Here is a 17,941-nt window from a genome sequence, read left to right on the forward strand (position 1 = left end):
CAGCCAACCCCAATGGCCCTTCCCGGTTGAACGCGCGATTAATTCCCTTCATCCCGACTATTGTCTAAATGCAAGCGTCATGACTGCACCAGACCCCCAGTTGCTCGATCGACTCGCCCGATTGCTCGGCCCCAAGGGCTATACGACCGACCGCGAGGTGATCGCGCCATGGCTGACCGACTGGCGCGGCCGCTTCCATGGCGACAGCGTCGCACTGCTCTCACCGGCTGACTCCGAAGAGGTCGCGGCGGTGGTGCGGCTTGCGGGCGAATATAATGCGCCGTTGGTGCCGCAGGGCGGAAACAGTTCGATGGTAGGCGGCGCCACCCCGCCAGCCGACGGATCGGCGCTGATCCTTTCACTCAGGCGGATGAACCGGATCCGCTCGATTTCCTCCGACGACGGTGTTGTCGTCGCAGAAGCCGGCGTGATTCTCGCCAATCTGCACGATGCAGTGGCGCAGCGCGGCATGCGCTTTCCGCTCACGCTGGGCGGCAAGGGATCCGCCACGGTCGGAGGGCTCGTGTCCACCAATGCCGGGGGCACGCAAGTGTTGCGCTTCGGCACGATGCGCGCGCTGACGCTGGGAATAGAGGCGATCCTCCCCGACGGTTCGCGCTTCGATGGGCTCAATCCGCTCAAAAAGGACAACCGCGGCTATGACATCCGCCATCTGCTGGTGGGCGCCGAAGGCACGCTTGGCATCATTACCGCGGCGAGCCTCAGGCTCGTGCCCGCGATCCTCGACCGCGCGGTTGGCTGGATCGGTGTCGACAGCCCGCATCAGGCGCTCAAATTGTTGCGGCTGATAGAGGGGCGGGCGGGGGACGCGATCGAAGGGTTCGAAATCGTGCCCGCCGATTCGCTTTCACTGGTGCTGCGGCATATCCCCGGAACACGCGCGCCGCTTGCTGGCGAGCACCCGTGGCATGTTCTTGTCGAACTCGACCGCAGCGATCCCGCCGCGGAGGCTCCCGCGTCCCAGCTCGAGGCACTGCTCGCCGCCGCATTGGCCGAAGGGCTGTGCCGCGACGCGACGATCGCTGTCAGCGAGGCGCAGGCCGAGGCGTTCTGGAAGCTGCGCGATTCGATCTCCGAGGCCGAGCGCGCGAACGGTCCGGCGCTGCAGCACGACATCTCGGTGCCAGTGTCGGGAATGCCCGATTTCATGCTGTCCGCCGCCGACGAGATCCGGCGCACCTATCCCGGCGTCAGCGTCAGTGCCTATGGGCACCTGGGCGATGGCAATGTCCATTTTCACGTTCGCGCGCCCGATGATGCACCCACAGAGTGGCAGACAAGCGCAGGACCGACGATCAGTCCGCACGTCCACGACCTTGTCGTGGCGGCGGGCGGGTCGATTTCCGCGGAGCACGGAATCGGGCAGATGAAGCTGGCGGAGAATGTGCGGCTCGCCGATCCGGCGCGGCTGATGGCGCTCTCAGCGATCAAGGCGGCGATCGATCCCAAGCATTTGCTCAACCCTGGGAAATTAGTCCCGCTTGCAACGGACGAAGCAGCGCCATAAACGGCGCAATCAAAGTTCTGCCCGACGGGGCATCCCAGAGCACGTAATTTCAGGAGAATGGTAAATGGCCAGCGCGCCGCAGGCGAACAATCTGCCGCTTTTGTTCAAGGAACTCGTCCCGCTCTCGACCAATGAGCACAAGGACTGGAAGGCGCGCAACGTCGAAAACGCGCCGTGGATCGTAGGGCAGCATGCCGTGCCGATCGCCATCGACGAGTTCGTCCATGCACAGCGTTTCTACCCTATCGTCTTTTCGACGGGCGAGGAGCCGGTGCCGCTGGCGTTGATGGGGCTCAACGAGGGCGTCAACATGTTCGTCGACGATGAGGGCAAGCTCATCGATCGGCCCTATGTTCCCGCCTACATCCGTCGCTATCCCTTCATGCTCGCGCGTCTGCGTCCCGACACCGACGATCTGTCGCTCTGCTTCGATCCGACGGCGGGGGTCATCGGCGAGTTCGACGAAGGTGCGCCGCTCTTTGAGAATGGCGAAATGGGCGAGCCGGTGAAAAGCGTCCTCGGTTTCTGCGAGCAGTGGGAACAGAGCTGGCAGCGCACCCAGGCGTTCATGCAGGAGGTGAAGGAGGCCAAGCTGCTGATCGACGGCGAAGTCGCGATCCAGCCCCCCGGCGCCGACAAGCCGTTCATCTATCGCGGGTTCCAGATGGTCGCAGAAGAAAAGCTGCGCGAGATGCGCGGCGACCAGGCGCGCAAGCTGCTGGGCAACGGCGTGCTTCCGCTGCTCTACGCTCACATTTTCTCGCTCTCGCTGATGAGCGAGCTGTTCCAGAAGCAGATGGCGGCAGGCAAGGTTCCCGTGCAGCCCGTGGCCTGACGCATCGCTTTTTTCGCCGGGGCTACAGGTCCCGGCGACCGGACGAGGAACCGCTGCCCCGCGAGCGCAGGGCGGCGGTTTTCGTTTTGTAGCACCGAAATCAGACGTCGCCCGCGATGCGAATTGCGTAATCGCAACCATCTTGAAAGCCGGTTTGGAGCGTCCTATCTTGCTGTTGATGCGGTGACCGTGCTCCCCCTTTCGCGGTCCCACATTAACACGCTTCGGCGTGTTCCTCCCTGAACCTTGGCCACCTCGTGCCCATAAGCGCGAGGTGGTTTTTTATTCGGCGGCGATCGCTTGGGCGGTGCCCAGCGCCTCGGCGCTGAGGGCCTGCGCCATTGCGGAGACGAGCGAATCGATCGCGCCGAGGCCGGTACGCGGCGTTCGCAGATCCTCGGCCAGATAGAGCGACCGATCGATTTCAAGCTGCAGCGCATGGACGCCGCGCGCGGGTCTTGCATGAGCGGCAAGGATATGACCGCCGGCATAGGGCACGTTGCTCGCGGTCCGATAACCTGCATCGCGCGCGATCTGGTCGAGCAGCGCAGTGTAGCGCGCAGCCGCGCTCTGGCCGAAGCGATCCCCAAGCACGATCTGCGCAGCATCCGGGTTGAGCGGCGGCATGGAGTGAACGTCGAGCAGGATCGCGACCCCGAAACGATCGCGTGCATGCGCCAGCAGGTCTGAGATCCGGGCGTGATAGGGACGATGATCCGCTTCGATGCGGCGTTCCAGATCGCCGTGCGCTACGCGGCCGCGCAGGATATCCCCTCCATCGCGCAGTCGCCGTGGCAACAGACCGAGCCCGCCCGTGACCTTCGCCGACCGAATCAGCGTCTCGCGGCGCATTGCAGGCATGATCATGTCGGGGTCAACCTCACGCTCGTGGCGGTTGAGGTCGATCCAGGCGCGTGCGCGCCGTGCTACGATCGCGGTAAAACCGCAGTCGATCGCATGGCCCACCAGCATGTCGGCGTGGCGATCCTCGAGCTGCTCCAGTCGTTCGTGCGGCAATCGGCTCGCGGCCATCAGTTCCTTGGGATAGTCGCGTCCGGCATGCGGGACAGACAGAATCACGGGAAATCGCGGAGTCTCTGGCCCCAAAAGCTGGAAGGGCGGTGAAATAGGGGCGGCCATGGATTTCGACGCTAAAGAACCCCAGGCCGGCTTGCAATCACACAGCCGCGCCGGAAAAGCTGGAAAAAATTAAGGGTCCGGCGCATAATGCCGCACTACGCCGCTCGCGAGACGGGGTTCGCGGGCGTTTTTTTGTCCCTGGGGTGGTTCATGGTTCGCATTCTGCTTGCCGAAGACGATGATGCGATGCGCGAATATCTCGCGCGTGCGCTCGAAAAGGCCGGCTATCTCGTCAGCGCGGTCGACCGCGGCACCGCGGCCATTCCGCTGCTGGAATCGGAACATTTCGACCTCCTCCTCACCGACATCGTCATGCCTGAGATGGACGGCATCGAACTCGCCCAGAAGGCGGGGGTCATCGCGCCCGATATGCGCGTCATGTTCATCACCGGATTCGCCGCGGTCACACTCAAGGCGGGCAAGGCGGTGCCGCAGGCCAAGGTGCTCTCCAAGCCCTTTCACTTGCGCGATCTGGTGATGGAGGTCGACCGGATGTTCGAGGTCGGGAGCGCTACGGGGCTGAGCTGACCCGAGAACCTCGCATTCTGGATGATGTTATGGCCGCCGATCGCATAAAATGACGGCGCGTCGTGTCTGGCGTTGGCATTACGGTAAACGCTTTCGAAACCATGAAGTGCGATAGTCTGCCGCGTGGCGCGGGGCCACGGGGGCGGAAGCAGGAATGCGCGACAATATGTGGGATGCGGCCGGCGATGGGCGAGGCAGTGAAAATGTCGCGGCACGTGACCGGTCGGTCTTCCAGCTCCACTGGATATTGATCGCCCTGCTGCCGGTGATCATGGCGGCGGTGACGTGGGGGCCCGAACACTACCATTACGCGATTCAGGTCTGGCTGCGGTTCTTCTCGTTGCCCGTCCTGCTTGTCGAAGCGGTGGTGGTCGGAATTGCCCTGGCAACGGGCGTCAGGCCCTTACGCGTATTGCGACACTTGCCGGTACCGGCACAGGCTGGCTTGGCCATGATCGTGACGATCGGCCTGGGAACAACCCTATGGGTGGCAGGCGATCCTGCCAGCGCGGCGCTCCGAACGAACACGACGCTGATCCACATCTGTTTTGGGCTGTCCGTAGCAGGGCTGGTTGGCAAGACCTCCCCGCGCTTCGATCGCGAGATCTGGCCCCTGATCGTCGGCGGGCTGCTCGTCTATCTGCTCATGCTGCTTAGCTATGTGGCCATGATCGAGGATCCCGATGTCTTCGACTGGGGGCATCTGGGTCTTGGCGTGTCGAACGTTCGGTTCGTTGGATTTTTCGCCGGCATCGGGGCCGCCGCATCACTGGCGCTCGCGTGCCTGGCGCAACCACGAGTCTATTGGCGCTGGGTGTTGGCTGCCACATTGTTCATGGGACTGATGTTTTGGTCCGGATCCAGAAATCCCGTCCTCGCAGTATCGACGGCCTGCTTGATCGGGGCCGCGACCATGCCCGCCATGCGCAGAATGAAAACTGCAATCGCCTGGGGATCCAGCGTCGTTGGCGGTGCACTGATCTCGTTGATCCATGTTCCACAGCATCCGGCATATGGTCTGTACCGGATGATCTTTTCGGTCGCCTCAGGCGACGCGAACACGATTTCCAGCGGGCGCCTGGAATTATGGGGTGGAGCCATAAGGGCGTTCGCGCAAAAACCGATCTTCGGTTTTGGTGAAGGACAGTTCATTCACGTGGTCCCCGAAGCTATGTCAGTATACCATCATCCGCACAATTTCGGTCTTCAGTTCCTTATTCAATGCGGCGCCGTGGGCGGCCTTTGCGCGGTCGGGCTTCTCATCTGGGCCTGGTGTCACATCATGAAACTTACGCGGTGTGCCGAAGACCAGCTCTTGCCCGCATATCTCGTGCTGACCGCGCTCATCCTTGCGGCGTGCTTGGACGGCATCTTCTTCTTCCTCTATCCTGCCGCGATGGTTGCGTTGACGATCGCGCTGACGCTCGGCACTGCCTTGCGAAACCAGCCAGTGCAGGTGGCAGCGAAAACAGCGAGCCAAGAGGCAGTGGTTGCTGCGTGACGCGCGACCTAACGAGCCGATTTTTTGCAAGAGACGGGTTGCGCGAGTCAGAATGCCTCGCTAAAGCCCGCCCCTCGAGTGGGCGTGTAGCTCAGTGGTAGAGCACTGTGTTGACATCGCAGGGGTCGCAAGTTCAATCCTTGCCACGCCCACCATTTTCCCGCGTGACGCGTCTATAGACGTTAACGTAGTGGGAAATTAAGCTAAAAGTCGCATAATTGAATATTTGGGCAATTGATTTTAGCAATTGCACGACTGGTTAGCTTTTTGAAATTTCTCGCTTGCGCATTGAGGGTGCATTCGGGTTAAGCATATTCCTTGAAATCTGAATTTCTGCGATCGCTGTTCTTATGTCACTCTACCCGATAGTTCTTTCGGGAGGCTCCGGTACACGATTGTGGCCGCTTTCGCGCCCCCATTATCCCAAGCAGTTGCTTTCACTGGCATCGGAAGCGACTATGCTTCAGGCCACTGTTGCGCGATCAGCAGCCGATCATTTTTCACCCATCATCGTGACGGGCGAAGAGCATCGCTTTCATATCGTCGACCAGTTGAAGGCAATCGGTGTGAGCCCGGCGGCCATTCTTCTGGAACCTGAACGTCGCAATACGGCCGCGGCGATCGCGTTCGCGGCGGAATCGCTCCTGGCAACCGATTCCGATGCAGTGATGCTTGTCATGCCGTCCGATCATGTCATTCTCGACGAGGGGGCATTTCACGATGCTATCCGCAAAGGACTTCCTGCGGCAAAGGCTGGCCTGATCGTAACGTTCGGCATCTCGCCCGACCGGCCGGAAACGGGCTATGGCTATATCGAAGCGGCGCATGCGCTTGGCGAGCATCCAGGCGTGCACGCGGTCGAGTGCTTCACGGAGAAGCCCGATGCTAAAACGGCTCAAGCCTATGTTGCGGGCGGACAACATTACTGGAACAGCGGCATCTTCCTCTTAATGGCGCGCGCTTATCTCCAGGAACTGGAGCGGCATGCGCCGGCAGTCGCGGAGAGTTGTCGCGCCGCAATGACCAGCGCCGTCACGGACGGGTGCTTTGTTCGGCCGAACCGTGACAATTTCATCGCCAGCATCAACATTTCGATCGACCACGCCGTGATGGAACGGACGAACAAGGCTGCGGTCGTTCCCGTTGCGATGGGCTGGTCCGACCTCGGTTCCTGGGACTCTGTGTGGGACATTGGAGGCAAGGATCAGAACGGTAATATTACCAAGGGCGATGTCGTTGCGATCGACAGCCATAACAGCCTGTTCCGATCTGAAAATGGTCCGGCTATCGCAGCGCTTGGGGTGTCCGATCTCGTGGTTGTGTCCGCGCGCGATGTAGTGCTGATTCTGCCCCGCGATCGTGCGCAGGACGTTCGTCAGATCGTGGATGTCATTGGTGCATCAGGTAGCGCCGACGCCTTGCACGCGATCGTGCACCGACCCTGGGGCACCTATGAAACGACCGATCGTGGTGATCGATTCCAGACCAAGCGGATTGTGGTGAAGCCCGGGCAGAAACTTTCGCTTCAAATGCATCATCATCGCGCGGAACACTGGATTGTCGTGTCTGGTACAGCGCGCGTGGTGATCAACGATGAAGTGTTCCTGCTCCAGGAGAACCAGTCAACCTATGTGCCTGCCGGCGCAACGCATCGTCTCGAAAATCCCGGCCACATCCCGCTCCACCTGATCGAGGTCCAATGCGGTCCCTACCTTGGCGAGGATGACATCGTCCGCTTCGAGGACAACTACGGACGCGTCGGATAGGCGCACACTTGAATGCGGGTGTAGTTCAGCGGTAGAGCACTACCTTGATGTACCGAGCAAATTTGGTGGCGACCCTCGCCAATTGCGTACGACGTGGTCTCGCGTGGTGGGCTGCCGCCCGCAATTCTGTGTCTTTGCGGTCCGCGCTGCGGCCAAAACACGGAGTGCAGGAAGGATCCAAGATGGAGGCGAAGTTATACCGGTCGCGGCTCAGCCATTCGGCGCACTCGCCGTCAACCATCCTCAACCGCTAACGATCGGGTCTGACGTCGCCAAGCGCAGCGCGCGATCGACGAAGCCGGGGCTGGCGATGTACAAACGCGTTCCAACCGGCATCCTTTGAGTGCAGAATATCCCATCTCGTATTGTCAATTTTTAGTGACCGGCTTAACTAACCAAAAGACGATTTTGTAAAAATTATTTGTTTTCAGTAGGCTGATGGAAACCATGCGAGTCGTTGATAACGCTCGCTATTACGAGTGGACTAAGCGTGTCGGTAGCTGGTGGCGCACAGCGCTACTTTGCAGGCCGCGCAACTTCAATCCCGGACCAGTACAGCATATTTCCCCAGCATATGACGTTGCTGTTGACCGCCTTGGACAGGGCCTTTGGCGATCAAACTCGTGACGTACATGCAATTGACTGATATTCGGAAAGCTTTGAATGCGTTTGATTTTGGGACGGAACCTGCCCCGAGCGTTGCGGGAGGCGCTTGATGCCTGTCGAGAGCATCTATTGCTGGCCGCCGGCCTGAGCGCGCTTATCAATCTCCTCTATCTCGCTCCCACGCTGTACATGATGCAGGTCTACGATCGCGTCGTTCCAACCTCGGGCACGTTGACCCTGTTCTGGATTACCCTGGTCGTCGCATTTGCGCTGGTGACACTGGCAGTGCTCGACAACATTCGCTCGCGCATTCTCATCCGCGCGTCGCTGCGTGTCGAGCGTGCGCTTGCAGAGCATATTCTGGATTGCCAGCTAGCGGCGCAGCCCTCGACGGAAGACCGGCAGGCGAACATGCAGGCGATGCGCGAGTTCGACGCGCTGCGCCAGTTCATTGGCGGTGCCGGTCTCGCCGTCATCTTCGACATTCCCTGGCTGCCGATCTTCGTTCTGGTGGCCTTCCTCCTGCACCCCCTGTTGGGTGCGCTGATCCTGGTCGGCGGCGCATTGCTGGCCGGGATCACGTGGTTCAACGAGCGTGCGACGCGCGAGCGTCTGCGTGAAGGCCTGTTGGCGACCGCACAGTTTCATGCGGCGCAGGACCGGATTTCCGCGCGATCGGAGACAGTTCGCGCTCTCGGCATGCGTCGGGCACTGGTGAAGCGGCAATTGGGATTGCGTAGCCGGGGTCTTTCGATGTCGGTTGCCGCACAGTTTGATGGCGGGCGCTATACGGCCGCGGCCAAGTTCCTCAGGCTGCTGCTACAATCGCTTGCGCTGGGTATGGCAGCATGGCTTGCCGTCGAGCGCGAGATTTCGGTCGGCGCGATCATCGCGGGGTCGGTTCTGTTGAGCCGTGCGCTTCAACCTGTGGAGCAACTCGTTGCAGCATGGCCTTCGATCGCACAGGCGCGCCAGGCGGTCGTCACGCTGGGTCAGCTCTTCGCGCGGTCGCAGACCTCAGACACGGCACGCACAATGTTGCCGCGCCCGGCAGGCAGGATTGATGTCCAGCGCCTTTTTGTCAGCGCTCCGCAGGGCGACGCGTTATTATTGAAGGACGTCAGCTTTGTCAGTGCGCCAGGCCAGGTCATTGGCGTTATCGGTCCGTCGGGCGCGGGCAAGACCACGTTGGCGCGCGTATTGGCGGGCGCGGTCCGACCGGACGGAGGAAACGTGCGGTTCGATGGCGCGAGCATGCAGGATTGGGATCCTGAAGTTCTGGCCGCGCACATCGGTTATCTGCCGCAGGATTATTTGCTGTTTGCGGGTACCGTTGCCGAAAACATATCGCGTTTTGCAGCCGCGTCTGGCGCAAGCGCCAAAACGGTCTCGAACGAAGTGATTGCAGCGGCCAAGATGGCGGGTGCGCACGACATGATCCTTGCGCTTCCCGGTGGCTATGACGCTTATGTCGGATTTGATGGCGAAGGGCTCTCGGCCGGCCAGAGGCAACGCATCGCGCTGGCTCGTGCGCTTTATGGGGATCCTTCGATCGTCATTCTGGACGAACCCAACGCAGCGCTTGACGCCGAAGGAGAGGCGGCACTGGCGCGCGCGATCCAGACGCTGCGAAACCGCGGCGCGACCGTCGTCATCGTCGCGCATCGCGCAGGAATATTGAGTGTGGCCGACTGGTTGCTTGTGCTCGCCAGGGGGACGGTCGAGCGCTACGGGCCGCGCTCCGACGTGCTTGCTGCATTGGCAGCGCGGTCTGAGCGTTCCAACGTGGTCACCATGACGAGCGGGCAGCACTGATGCAGCAGGCGTATGTCCAAGTGGCCGAACTTCCCGACGATTCTCCGCGCCTGGAGCGGCGAGCCGCCGCGCTTGTGGCCGGCGCCTTCTTTGTGCTCTTCCTGGGTTGGGCGGCCTTCACGCCGCTCGATGCCGGCGCGATCGCGCCGGGCACTGTCGTCGTGGCCGGCAACCGCCAGGCGGTTCAGCACCGTGACGGCGGTATCGTTTCGGCGTTGAATGTGCGTGAGGGGCAGTCGGTCAGGCAGGGGGAGATATTGTTGAAGATCTCCGCCTCTGAAATTCTGGCCCAGGAACGTGGAGTTGCCGCTGAAGTTTACACGTTGCTTGCCCAGCGCGAACGGTTGAAGGCGGAACGCGATGGCCAGCCGACAATGCTGACACCCCCCGAATATGCGGGCATTCCCGAAGGGGATCGCGTCCTTGCGCAGGACGCACTGGCGGCACAACAGAGGCTGCTGGCGGCACGACGTGGCGCTATGTCTGCGCAAAAAGGCGTGCTGGGTCAGCGCTCGCGACAGACGGTCGAGCAAATATCGGGATATGAGCGCCAGCGCGTGGCCAATCGGGAGCAACGACGACTTTTCGCCGATGAAATCGCAGGCATGAAGGAACTCGAACGCAAGGGCTTCGCGGCGACCAACCGGATCCGGGCCCTTGAACGGCAGGCGGCCGAGCTCGACGGTACATATGGCGCGCTCGGTGCACAGATCGCACGGTCGCGCGAATCGATGGGCGAGTTCTCGATGCAGTCACTGTCGCTCGATCGCGACGCGCTCGAGAAGGTGTCGGGCGAGCTTCGCGACGTCTCGTTACGTCTGGACGAACTACAGCCCAAACTGACCGCGCTACGCGAGCAACTCGCGCGATCGGAAGTACGCGCGCCGGCGACGGGCAAAATTGTCGGGCTGAAGGTCTTTACCGTGGGTGGAGTGGTCGCTGCCGGGCAGGTGCTTATGGAAGTCGTGCCCCACGATCGCGAACTCGTCATCGAGGCAAAGGCGTCGCCCAACGATGCGGATGATATCCAGATTGGGCTGGAAACGCAGCTCCGCTTCCCGGCGATTCAGGAACGAAACCTGCCAATATTGTACGGCAAGGTCGCGAAGGTTTCGGCGGACAGCTTCTCGGACGACAGGACCGGCGCGGAGTTCTTCAAGGTCGAGATCAGGGTCCCGGTGGCCGAATTGCAGCGTATCAATGCGCTGCGGCCGGGCGGCAACGCATTCCGTCCGGGATTGCCAGCAGAAATCCTCATTCCGTTGAGAAAACGCTCGGCGCTCGCCTATTTGCTCGAACCGCTTACGCAGCCATTATGGCTCGCAGGCCGCGAGCAATAGGCAGGTGGTCAACCCTTCAGCCACCAGCGGATGACCGTCGCGACAAGGCCGAGCGCCGCGACGCTTCCCGCCCAGATCAGCGCCATCCAGCCGAGGCGTTTCCACAGCGGGGCGGGTGCGTCACTTTGCATCAATGATAGCCCTCATGCCCGACCTTGCCGCGGAAGACCCAGTAGGACCACGCGGTGTAGGCGAGGATCAGCGGCACCATCAGCCCTGCGCCGACGAGCATGAATATCTGACTTTTTTCGGGGGCGGCGGCGTCCCAGATCGTCACCGTGCTCGGCACGACATATGGGAACATGCTGATCCCGAGCCCGATGAAGCAGAGCAGGAAAATGAAGAGCGCGATCAGAAAGGGCGCGCGCTCCCATTTGCGGCGCATCGCGATGAAGAAGACCACCGAGGCGATCGCGACCAGGAGCGGCACCTGCGCCGTGAACAGGACATTGGGCATGTCGAGCCAGCGCTGCTCATAGCTTGCCCCGAGAAACAGCGTGGCAAAGCTGACAGCGACGATGGCAAGTAGTGTGGCAGGCCCGAGATACCATGCGAGCCGCCACGCATGGGCCTGTGGCGCCCCCTCGGTCTTCATGATCAGCCAGGTTGCGCCCAGCAGCGCATAACCGATGACGACGCTGACGCCGGTCAGCAGGCTGAACGGCGTCAGCCAGTCGAGCCAGCCGCCGGCATAGGCGCGGTCGATCACGGTGACGCCCTGAAGCAATGCACCCAGCGTGATCCCTTGCGCGAAGGCTGCCAGGAAGGATCCGCCGGTGAAGGCGACATCCCAGAAGGCGCGGTGGCCGGGATCGCGCCAGCGAAACTCGAAGGCGACGCCGCGAAAGACGAGCGCGAGCAGCATCGCGATAATGGGCGGGTAGAGCGCGGGCATGACGATCGCATAGGCGAGCGGGAAGGCCGCGAAGAGCCCGCCGCCGCCGAGCACGAGCCAGGTCTCGTTGCCGTCCCAGACGGGCGCGACCGAATTCATCGCGGTGTCGCGTTCCTCGCCCACGCCGAACACGGGAAAAAGGATGCCGATGCCCAGGTCGAAGCCATCCATCACGACATAGGCAAATACACCGAAGGCGATAATGAACGCCCAGATGATGGTGAGGTCCATGGTTCTGCCCTCCCTATTCGGCGGGTTCGAAGGCGGGCGCGTCGCCCTGATGCGGTCCGGGGGTGATCCCCGCGGTGCGGACGGGCCCGTGCTCGGTTTCCTCGATGCCGGGTTCGTCGGTGTGCGGCGGGTGATGCATCAGCTTCAATATGTACCAGGTGCCGATACCGAAGACCGCGAAATAGACGATCACGAAGGCGATGAGCGAGGCGGCTACCGCGGGCGCGGCGAGGGGAGACGCGGAGTCTGCGGTCCTGAGCAGGCCATAGATGGTATAGGGCTGGCGGCCGACCTCGGTGGTGACCCAGCCCGCAATGACTGCGACGAACCCCGAAGGCGCCATCAGCAGCGCGAATTTGTGGAGCGGCCGCCAGTCGTAGAGCGATTTGCGCGCGCGCGCGACCAGGCTCCACAGCCCGAGCGCGAACATCAGCGTGCCGAGGCCGACCATGATGCGGAACGACCAGAAGACGATGCCGACGGGGGGCTGCTCCTCGAGCGGAACGGTGTCGAGACCGGCGAGCGGGGCATTCAGATCGTGCTTCAGGATCAGTGAAGAAAGCTTGGGGATTTCGATCGACCAGTCGACGCGCGCCTCGTCCGAATTGGGGATGCCGAACAGGATCAACGGTGCCCCGTCAGGGTGGCTCTGGTAGTGGCCCTCCATCGCCATGATCTTGACGGGTTGGTGCTCGAGCGTGTTGAGCCCGTGCAGATCGCCCACGAACACCTGCACGGGGGCGACGAGCGCCGCCATCCACATCGCCATCGAGAACATCTTGCGCGCGTGGGCGTTGGTCTTGTCCTTGAGCAGATGCCATGCGCCGACCCCGCCCACGACGAGCGCGGTGGTGAGATAGGCGGCGATCACGGTGTGGACGAGGCGATAGGGGAAGCTGGGGTTGAAGATGATCGTCCACCAGCTTTCGCCCGGCAGGAACTGGCCATTCTCGCCGACGATGTGGCCCACGGGCGTCTGCATCCAGCTATTGACCGAAAGGATCCAGAAGGCCGAAATGAAGGTTCCGATCGCAACCATCAGCGTCGCGGTGAAATGCAGGCCCTTTCCGACCTTTTTCATTCCGAACAGCATGACGCCAAGAAAACCGGCCTCAAGAAAGAAGGCGGTGAGCACTTCATAGGCCATGAGCGGCCCGATCACCGGCCCCGCCTTGTCCGAGAAGACCGACCAGTTGGTGCCGAACTGGTAGGACATGACGATGCCCGAGACGACGCCCATAGCAAAGGCGATCGCGAAGATCTTCAGCCAGTATTTGAAGAGGTCGAGATAGAGCGCCTTGCCCGTCCTGAGCCACAGGCCTTCAAGCACCGCGAGATAGCTGGCCAGCCCGATCGAAAAGGCGGGAAAGATGAAATGGAAGCTGACGGTGAAGGCGAACTGGATGCGTGCGAGCAGAAGTGCGTCGGCATTGTCGAACATCTTGGCCATCCCCTTTGAGGACGGTCCCCGGCAGCGCCAGGGATCGAAGGGCGCCCTGAGCCCTCGCCCGACGCTAATGCGCCCTTAGTCTTCCTTTCTCAAGGGCCTGTGACTGCCAACGCCGCTCAAGCAGTTGCATATTTTGCAATCATCTTCAGTATCTCTGGCGCCCGTTCACGGTGGCAGATCAGCAGATCGGGCAGGTAGGGATTCTCGCAATTATAGACGAGCGGGCTGCCGTCGATGCGCGAAACATGGAGGCCCGCGGCCAGCGCAACCGCTGCGGGTGCGCAGTTGTCCCACTCATATTGTCCGCCGGTGTGGAGGTATATGTCGGCCTCTCCGCGCACGATCGCCATTGCCTTTGCGCCCGCAGAGCCCATCGGCACCAGTTCTGCGCCGAGTGCCTCGGCCACCGCGACGGCTTCCGCAGCGGGCCGCGTGCGGCTGACGAGCATCCGCAAAGGGCGTGCCTCGGGCTGGAGCGCGGGAGGCTTGTCCGAAGCAAGCGTGAGACCGAGACCGGGCAGCGCGACCGCGCCCACGACCGGGCGGCCTTCGACCGCGAGCGCGACATGCACCGCCCAGTCGTTGCGCCCCTCGCCATATTCGCGTGTGCCGTCGAGCGGGTCGATCACCCAGACGCGCGAGATCGAACAGCGAGCGACATTGTCCTTCTCTTCTTCGGAAAGGATCGCGTCGTCGGGGCGTTCGGCCAGCAGCCTGTCGAGAATGAAGCGGTTGGCGACACGGTCGCCTTCCGCGCCCAGCGCCTTGCCGCCCGACGGACGCGCGGCGCGGAGCTGGAGCAGCATCGCGCCCGCTTCCTCGGCGAGCGTGTGGGCCAGCGCCGCGTCGTTCATCATCGCGCTCATTTGAGAGGCATGATTTGACGGATGATGTGTTCGGCGGCTTCGGCGGGGGTCATCTCGACGGTGTTGACGCGGATTTCGGGGTGCTCGGGGGGCTCATAGGGGCTGTCGATCCCTGTGAAGTTCTTGAGCTGGCCCGAGCGCGCCTTTTTGTAGAGGCCCTTGACGTCGCGCGCCTCGGCGACGTTGAGCGGGGTGTCGACGAAGATCTCGATGAACTCGCCCTCGGGGAGCATCGCACGGACCAGCTCGCGTTCGGCGCGGAAAGGCGAGATGAAGGCGGTGAGCACGATCAGCCCGGCATCGGCCATCAATCTGGCGACCTCGCCGACGCGGCGGATATTCTCGATGCGGTCGGCCTCGGTGAAGCCGAGATCCTTGTTGAGCCCGTGGCGGACATTGTCGCCGTCGAGCAGGAAGGTGTGGCGGTTCATCAGGTTGAGGCTCTTTTCGACCTCATTGGCGATGGTCGACTTGCCCGAGCCCGAAAGCCCGGTGAACCACAGCACGCGCGGCGTCTGGTTCTTGAGCCGCGCATGTTCCTGGCGCGTGATGTCGGTCGGCTGCCAGTGGACATTCTGCGCGCGGCGGAGCGAGAAGTTGAGCATGCCCGCACCCACGGTGCGGTTGCTGATCTTGTCGATCAGGATGAAGCCGCCCAGCGTGCGGTTGTCGGCATAGGGCTCGAAGACGATCGCGCGGTCGGTGGCGATCTCGGCGACGCCGATCGCGTTCAATTCGAGCGTCTTGGCGGCGAGATGCTCCATCGTGTTGACGTTGACGGTGTATTTGGGCGCATGGACCGTCGCCGACACCATCTGGGTGCCGAGCTTGAGCCAATAGGAGCGCCCGACATGCAGCGCCGCATCGTCCATCCAGACGATCGTCGCCTCGAACTGGCTCGACGCCTCGGGCGGATTGTCCGCGACGGCGATGACATCGCCGCGCGAGCAATCGACCTCATCGGCAAGCGTGAGCGTGACCGACTGGCCCGCGACCGCCTCGTCGAGATCGCCATCGCCACCGGTCCCGCTTGCCGGGCCGGCTTTTCCTGGCATCGTCACGACCTTGCTGATCGTCGAGGTCTTGCCCGAGGGCAGCACGCGGATCGCGTCGCCGGGCTTGACGCTGCCGCTCGCGATCAGACCCGAAAAACCGCGAAAGTCGAGATTGGGCCGGTTGACCCACTGGACGGGCATGCGGAAGGGCTTTGCCTGATCGGAGACATTGTCGATCTCGACGCTCTCGAGATGCGCGATCAGCGCGGGGCCCTTGTACCAGGGGGTGTTGGGCGAGGGCGTGGTGGTGATGTTGTCGCCCTTGAAGCCCGAGATCGGGATCGCGGTGAAGCTCTCGATGCCGATGCTGTCGGCGAACTCGCGGTAATCCTTCACGATCGCGTCGAAGATCGCGAGATCATAATCGACCAGATCCATCTTGTTGACCGCGAGCACGATGTTGCGGATGCCGATGAGGTGCGCGAGGTAGGAATGGCGCCGCGTCTGCGTCAGCACGCCCTTGCGCGCATCGATCAGGATGACCGCAAGGTCGGCGGTCGAGGCGCCGGTGACCATGTTGCGCGTATACTGTTCATGCCCCGGCGTGTCGGCGACGATGAACTTGCGCTTTTCGGTCGCGAAGAAGCGGTAGGCGACGTCGATCGTGATGCCCTGCTCGCGCTCCGCGGCGAGCCCGTCGACGAGCAGCGCGAAGTCGATCTCCTGACCCTGCGTGCCCACGCGCTTCGAGTCCGCCTCGAGCGCTGCGAGCTGATCCTCGAAGATCATCTTCGAATCGTAGAGCAGCCGCCCGATCAGCGTCGACTTGCCGTCGTCGACCGAGCCGCAGGTGATGAAGCGCAACAGCGACTTGTTCTGGTGCTGGACGAGATAGGCGTCGATGTCCTCGGCAATGAGGGCGTCGGTCTTGTAAATGGGCTCGGTCATCACAGCCTCGTCTGGCCGGCGAATGCCGGCATGATGGTGTCTTTGGCAAGCGGCGCAAGCGATCGGGCGGGGCGCATGTCCTCCGCGCCTCCGCGTCTCCGCGCGCCCATGTTTTTCCCGCGCGGAGACGCAGAGACGCGGAGAAGGAAAGAGGAGATAGGCATCAGAAATATCCCTCCTGCTTCTTCTTCTCCATGCTGGCGTCGCCGCCATCCTTGTCGATCACGCGGCCCTGACGCTCGGAGGTGGTGGTCAGCAGCATCTCCTGGATCACCTCGGGCAGCGTCGCGGCGGTGCTCTCGACCGCGCCGGTCAAGGGATAGCAGCCGAGCGTGCGGAAACGGATCGAACGCTCGACCACCGCCTCGCCGGGTTTCAGCGGAAAGCGCTCGTCATCAACCATCAGCAGCAGCCCGTCGCGCGTCACCGTCGGGCGCGGCGCCGAGAAATAGAGCGGGACGATCGGAATGGCGTTGAGGTGGATATATTGCCAGATGTCGAGCTCGGTCCAGTTGGAGATCGGGAAGATGCGGATGCTCTCGCCTTTGGCCTTCCTGGCATTGTAGAGGTTCCACAGCTCGGGCCGCTGGTTCTTGGGATCCCAGCCGTGGCTTGCGGTGCGGAACGAGAAGATGCGCTCCTTGGCGCGGCTCTTCTCCTCGTCGCGGCGCGCGCCGCCAAAGGCCGCGTCAAAGCCATATTTGTCGAGCGCCTGCTTCAGCCCCTCGGTCTTCCACATGTCGGTGTGCAAGGGGCCATGATCGAACGGGTTGATCCCGCGCTCGATCGCCTCGGGGTTCTGATAGACGAGCAGCTCCATCCCGCTCTCCACCGCCATCCGGTCGCGAAGCGCGTACATCTCCCTGAACTTCCACGTCGTGTCGACATGCAGCAGCGGGAAGGGCGGCGGCGAGGGATAGAACGCCTTCCTCGCCAGATGCAGCATCACCGCCGAATCCTTGCCCACCGAATACAGCATCACCGGTCGCTCGGCCTCCGCCACAACCTCCCGCAAGATGTGAATGCTCTCCGCCTCAAGCCGCTCAAGATGGGTCAATGTTCTGGAAGTCACGCGTTTTCACCTGTCATCGTCACGCAGAATTCAATGCCCTTGCGCTATGTGCAAGCGCGCGAAGGGGCCACCCCGAAATAGGGGGTGAGCGTCAAATGCGAAGCGAGGATTAGTTGCCGGCGCGAAAGAGGGGGTTGGCGTCCAGGCCTTTTCCAGAATCTGGCGATCTTGCGCTACTGCCGCAAAGGCCAAGTCAGGGCATCCGCGACCGATCACACCAATGCGAAATCCCGCTCGGTAAGGTGGAAAGCCGCCACTGTCTCGAATTTTCTACGGCGCCTGATTGAAGCTTTAACCTAACATGCGACACGAGTGCGAGCGATAACAGAACCAGTTCACCATCCCCGGAGCCGCAGACCTGCCGTACCACTTCTCAAAGAAGCTATTGCAAACTGAGAGCCTTAGGTGCGTCTACGCCGAACGGC

General features: G+C 62.2%; 14 protein-coding genes and 1 tRNA gene. 8 read left to right on the forward strand and 7 right to left on the reverse strand.

Annotation, left to right across the window (positions count from 1 at the left end):
- Positions 1 to 79 precede the first annotated feature (79 nt).
- Positions 80 to 1,528, forward strand: coding sequence for an FAD-binding oxidoreductase (locus D3876_RS11760; protein WP_119762394.1), 1,449 nt, complete (start codon positions 80 to 82; stop codon positions 1,526 to 1,528).
- 64 nt (positions 1,529 to 1,592) lie between these two features.
- Positions 1,593 to 2,363, forward strand: a complete 771-nt coding sequence (locus tag D3876_RS11765) for a SapC family protein (RefSeq protein WP_119762396.1) — start codon at positions 1,593 to 1,595, stop codon at positions 2,361 to 2,363.
- A 282-nt stretch (positions 2,364 to 2,645) separates the two neighbouring features.
- Here the strand turns inward: D3876_RS11765 and D3876_RS11770 are convergent, their stop codons facing one another.
- Positions 2,646 to 3,443, reverse strand: coding sequence for an N-formylglutamate amidohydrolase (locus D3876_RS11770; RefSeq protein WP_238475339.1), 798 nt, complete (start codon positions 3,441 to 3,443; stop codon positions 2,646 to 2,648).
- Positions 3,444 to 3,653: 210 nt separating this feature from the next.
- On the opposite strand from D3876_RS11770, the gene cpdR reads away from it, so the two are divergent.
- From cpdR to D3876_RS11800, 6 genes are all read left to right on the forward strand, one after another.
- On the forward strand, positions 3,654 to 4,031 hold the full coding sequence (gene cpdR, locus D3876_RS11775; RefSeq protein WP_119763773.1) for a cell cycle two-component system response regulator CpdR: 378 nt from the start codon (positions 3,654 to 3,656) through the stop codon (positions 4,029 to 4,031).
- Positions 4,032 to 4,185: 154 nt separating this feature from the next.
- The gene (locus D3876_RS11780) at positions 4,186 to 5,532 is read left to right on the forward strand and encodes an O-antigen ligase family protein (RefSeq protein ID WP_119762400.1); all 1,347 of its coding nucleotides are present in this window, start codon (positions 4,186 to 4,188) and stop codon (positions 5,530 to 5,532) included.
- Between the two features lie 80 nt (positions 5,533 to 5,612).
- A tRNA-Val gene (locus D3876_RS11785) sits at positions 5,613 to 5,687 on the forward strand.
- 195 nt (positions 5,688 to 5,882) lie between these two features.
- Complete coding sequence (locus tag D3876_RS11790; protein ID WP_119762402.1) at positions 5,883 to 7,298, forward strand: mannose-1-phosphate guanylyltransferase/mannose-6-phosphate isomerase; 1,416 nt, start codon at positions 5,883 to 5,885, stop codon at positions 7,296 to 7,298.
- Positions 7,299 to 7,961: 663 nt separating this feature from the next.
- Positions 7,962 to 9,719 carry a type I secretion system permease/ATPase gene (locus tag D3876_RS11795; protein WP_119762404.1) on the forward strand — a complete coding sequence of 586 codons (1,758 nt, stop codon included), beginning with the start codon at positions 7,962 to 7,964 and terminating at the stop codon, positions 9,717 to 9,719.
- Positions 9,719 to 11,059: an HlyD family type I secretion periplasmic adaptor subunit gene (locus D3876_RS11800; RefSeq protein ID WP_119762406.1), complete on the forward strand. Its 1,341-nt coding sequence runs from the start codon at positions 9,719 to 9,721 to the stop codon at positions 11,057 to 11,059. Before D3876_RS11795 ends, D3876_RS11800 begins: the two co-directional genes overlap by 1 nt.
- Positions 11,060 to 11,067: 8 nt before the next feature.
- Here the strand turns inward: D3876_RS11800 and D3876_RS11805 are convergent, their stop codons facing one another.
- From D3876_RS11805 to cysD, 6 genes are all read right to left on the reverse strand, one after another.
- Positions 11,068 to 11,190, reverse strand: coding sequence for a DUF2474 domain-containing protein (locus tag D3876_RS11805; protein ID WP_119762408.1), 123 nt, complete (start codon positions 11,188 to 11,190; stop codon positions 11,068 to 11,070).
- Positions 11,190 to 12,185, reverse strand: a complete 996-nt coding sequence (gene cydB / locus D3876_RS11810; RefSeq protein ID WP_119762410.1) for a cytochrome d ubiquinol oxidase subunit II — start codon at positions 12,183 to 12,185, stop codon at positions 11,190 to 11,192. The genes D3876_RS11805 and cydB overlap by 1 nt, the downstream gene beginning before the upstream one ends.
- Positions 12,186 to 12,198: 13 nt before the next feature.
- Positions 12,199 to 13,626, reverse strand: a complete 1,428-nt coding sequence (locus D3876_RS11815) for a cytochrome ubiquinol oxidase subunit I (protein WP_119763775.1) — start codon at positions 13,624 to 13,626, stop codon at positions 12,199 to 12,201.
- A 125-nt stretch (positions 13,627 to 13,751) separates the two neighbouring features.
- Positions 13,752 to 14,489 carry a 3'(2'),5'-bisphosphate nucleotidase CysQ gene (locus tag D3876_RS11820; protein ID WP_274378982.1) on the reverse strand — a complete coding sequence of 246 codons (738 nt, stop codon included), beginning with the start codon at positions 14,487 to 14,489 and terminating at the stop codon, positions 13,752 to 13,754.
- An 8-nt stretch (positions 14,490 to 14,497) separates the two neighbouring features.
- On the reverse strand, positions 14,498 to 16,444 hold the full coding sequence (gene cysN, locus D3876_RS11825) for a sulfate adenylyltransferase subunit CysN (protein ID WP_119762414.1): 1,947 nt from the start codon (positions 16,442 to 16,444) through the stop codon (positions 14,498 to 14,500).
- Between the two features lie 163 nt (positions 16,445 to 16,607).
- On the reverse strand, positions 16,608 to 17,516 hold the full coding sequence (gene cysD / locus D3876_RS11830; protein ID WP_119762416.1) for a sulfate adenylyltransferase subunit CysD: 909 nt from the start codon (positions 17,514 to 17,516) through the stop codon (positions 16,608 to 16,610).
- Positions 17,517 to 17,941 lie beyond the last annotated feature (425 nt).

Source organism: Sphingomonas cavernae (genome assembly GCF_003590775.1).
In the GTDB taxonomy this organism is placed as follows: domain Bacteria; phylum Pseudomonadota; class Alphaproteobacteria; order Sphingomonadales; family Sphingomonadaceae; genus Sphingobium_A; species Sphingobium_A cavernae.

Coding starts and splice junctions, on each gene's coding strand:
- D3876_RS11760 (WP_119762394.1), top strand. CDS start 80: ATGACTGCACCAGACCCCCAGTTGCTCGATCGACTCGCCCGATTGCTC.
- D3876_RS11765 (WP_119762396.1), top strand. CDS start 1,593: ATGGCCAGCGCGCCGCAGGCGAACAATCTGCCGCTTTTGTTCAAGGAA.
- cpdR (WP_119763773.1), top strand. CDS start 3,654: ATGGTTCGCATTCTGCTTGCCGAAGACGATGATGCGATGCGCGAATAT.
- D3876_RS11780 (WP_119762400.1), top strand. CDS start 4,186: ATGCGCGACAATATGTGGGATGCGGCCGGCGATGGGCGAGGCAGTGAA.
- D3876_RS11790 (WP_119762402.1), top strand. CDS start 5,883: ATGTCACTCTACCCGATAGTTCTTTCGGGAGGCTCCGGTACACGATTG.
- D3876_RS11795 (WP_119762404.1), top strand. CDS start 7,962: ATGCGTTTGATTTTGGGACGGAACCTGCCCCGAGCGTTGCGGGAGGCG.
- D3876_RS11800 (WP_119762406.1), top strand. CDS start 9,719: ATGCAGCAGGCGTATGTCCAAGTGGCCGAACTTCCCGACGATTCTCCG.
- D3876_RS11805 (WP_119762408.1), bottom strand. CDS start 11,190: ATGCAAAGTGACGCACCCGCCCCGCTGTGGAAACGCCTCGGCTGGATG.
- cydB (WP_119762410.1), bottom strand. CDS start 12,185: ATGGACCTCACCATCATCTGGGCGTTCATTATCGCCTTCGGTGTATTT.
- D3876_RS11815 (WP_119763775.1), bottom strand. CDS start 13,626: ATGTTCGACAATGCCGACGCACTTCTGCTCGCACGCATCCAGTTCGCC.
- D3876_RS11820 (WP_274378982.1), bottom strand. CDS start 14,489: ATGAACGACGCGGCGCTGGCCCACACGCTCGCCGAGGAAGCGGGCGCG.
- cysN (WP_119762414.1), bottom strand. CDS start 16,444: ATGACCGAGCCCATTTACAAGACCGACGCCCTCATTGCCGAGGACATC.